The sequence below is a fragment of the Rhizobacter sp. P2_H2 genome, from assembly GCF_056403375.1.
In genome coordinates, this window is record NZ_JBFUFP010001316.1 from 1 (window position 1) to 1,314 (window position 1,314).

Below are 1,314 nucleotides of genomic sequence, written 5' to 3' on the forward strand. Positions count from 1 at the left end.
TGCCAGCGCTCAGGCGGGCGCCGACTGGTTGCGCGGCATGACGGCGGCGATCCTCGAGATGCCCTCGGTCATCGTTCCCGAAGAGTCTGCAGCCCTCATCAACCCGTTGCATCCCGGCGCGAAGGCCTTGTCTGCCCAGGTCGTCCGCCCGTTCGAATACAACCGGTTGTTCCGCGGACGCTGAAGGCCGACGCCACGTGTCGCGACGCAAGCCTCAGTTGACGGCGCTGCTCGTCTCCAGCAACTGCCGCATCGCCGAGCGCATCAGCGGATCGGGGCTCTCGGCCAGCGCGTTGGCTTCCAGGTGCCAGATCGGGTCGCCGATCAGGTACATGCACAAGGCCTTCAGGTCCGGCGCACAGTCGTCGGGCAGCGTGTTCAGGAAGTGCAGCGCATCGATCGGCCGGTTGTGCAGGATCGGGATGAAGGCGCCGATGGCAAGTGCCGACGGCGCGACGTTCGACAGGTCGCGCAGCTGGAACCAGATCGCTTCGGCGCGGTCGAGTTCGTGGGCCGTGATCGCGCCGATCATCTCCCGGCTCATTTGCGCAATGTCGTCTTCGGTGTGCAGGCTCATGACGGGCTTCCGGAAAGCGGTCCGCCGTGTCGCGGACGCATCAAGGGTGCCGGACGCGGCCGCAATGCGGCCTGTCCGGCGGTTCGATCTTCAAGGCGTCGTGCCGGGTCAGTCCTGACCGCCGGCGCCCGGAATCATCGACTTCAGGCGCTGGATGATGGAGCTGGCAGCACCGCCCGGGCCGCCTTGCTGGGCGCCCTGGGCTTGATCGCCACCACCGCCGCCGCCGAGCAGGCTGCTGATGCCTTGCAGGCCGGGGGCCTTGCTCAGCAGGTTCGTGGCGGCGGGAAGGGCGCGGGACAGCGCGAGACCGATTGCGGGAATGGGCATGTGAGTTCCTTTCAGTGGGGACGCCGTCGGGACGACTGCGCTGAAAGGAAGTCTCGCCGGGAGCGGGCACGTGCCCCCGGTCCGGATGCGAAGCGCGCGATGCCGATGCGAAGGCATCACGCGTGCAACGCTCAAGGCCGGATCTGGTCGATCTGCACCGCGACCCCGGTGGCGCCCGGCTTCACGACCGGCCCCTGGCCGATCAGGTCGCCGGCCGACGGCGTCGCGCTGCCGCTGCGCGACACCCGCACCTCGACACGCACCTCGGCCATGCTCGACAGCTTGAACTCCGGGCTCATCGCGGTCGAGTCGTCGAGCACGAAGTCCATCGGCAGGTCGGACACCAGGCCGCGCTTGACGGCCAGCGGCATGCGCGGGCCCTGCACGGCGCGCGCGAACACGAACAC

At 68.7% G+C, this 1,314-nt stretch carries 3 protein-coding genes and 1 pseudogene; 1 reads left to right on the forward strand and 3 read right to left on the reverse strand.

Translation table 11 applies throughout. The features are described from left to right. Positions 1-184 (forward strand): annotated as a pseudogene (locus AC1D15_RS32685) (RES domain-containing protein); the annotation flags it as partial. Between the two features lie 30 nt (positions 185-214). On the opposite strand, the gene AC1D15_RS32690 reads toward AC1D15_RS32685, so the two are convergent. The 3 genes from AC1D15_RS32690 to AC1D15_RS32700 all read right to left on the reverse strand — a co-directional run. Beyond that, the gene (locus AC1D15_RS32690) at positions 215-577 is read right to left on the reverse strand and encodes an HrpB1 family type III secretion system apparatus protein (protein WP_477829336.1); all 363 of its coding nucleotides are present in this window, start codon (positions 575-577) and stop codon (positions 215-217) included. Between the two features lie 108 nt (positions 578-685). Continuing rightward, complete coding sequence (locus tag AC1D15_RS32695) at positions 686-907, reverse strand: hypothetical protein (protein ID WP_047511883.1); 222 nt, start codon at positions 905-907, stop codon at positions 686-688. Positions 908-1,038: 131 nt separating this feature from the next. Then, a partial coding sequence (locus tag AC1D15_RS32700; protein ID WP_477829337.1) for a c-type cytochrome biogenesis protein CcmI/CycH occupies positions 1,039-1,314 on the reverse strand: 276 nt, incomplete at its 5' end.

What these genes read in the sequence shown, in the direction of transcription:
- AC1D15_RS32690 (WP_477829336.1), bottom strand. Translation starts at nt 577, where the DNA reads ATGAGCCTGCACACCGAAGACGACATTGCGCAAATGAGCCGGGAGATG.
- AC1D15_RS32695 (WP_047511883.1), bottom strand. Translation starts at nt 907, where the DNA reads ATGCCCATTCCCGCAATCGGTCTCGCGCTGTCCCGCGCCCTTCCCGCC.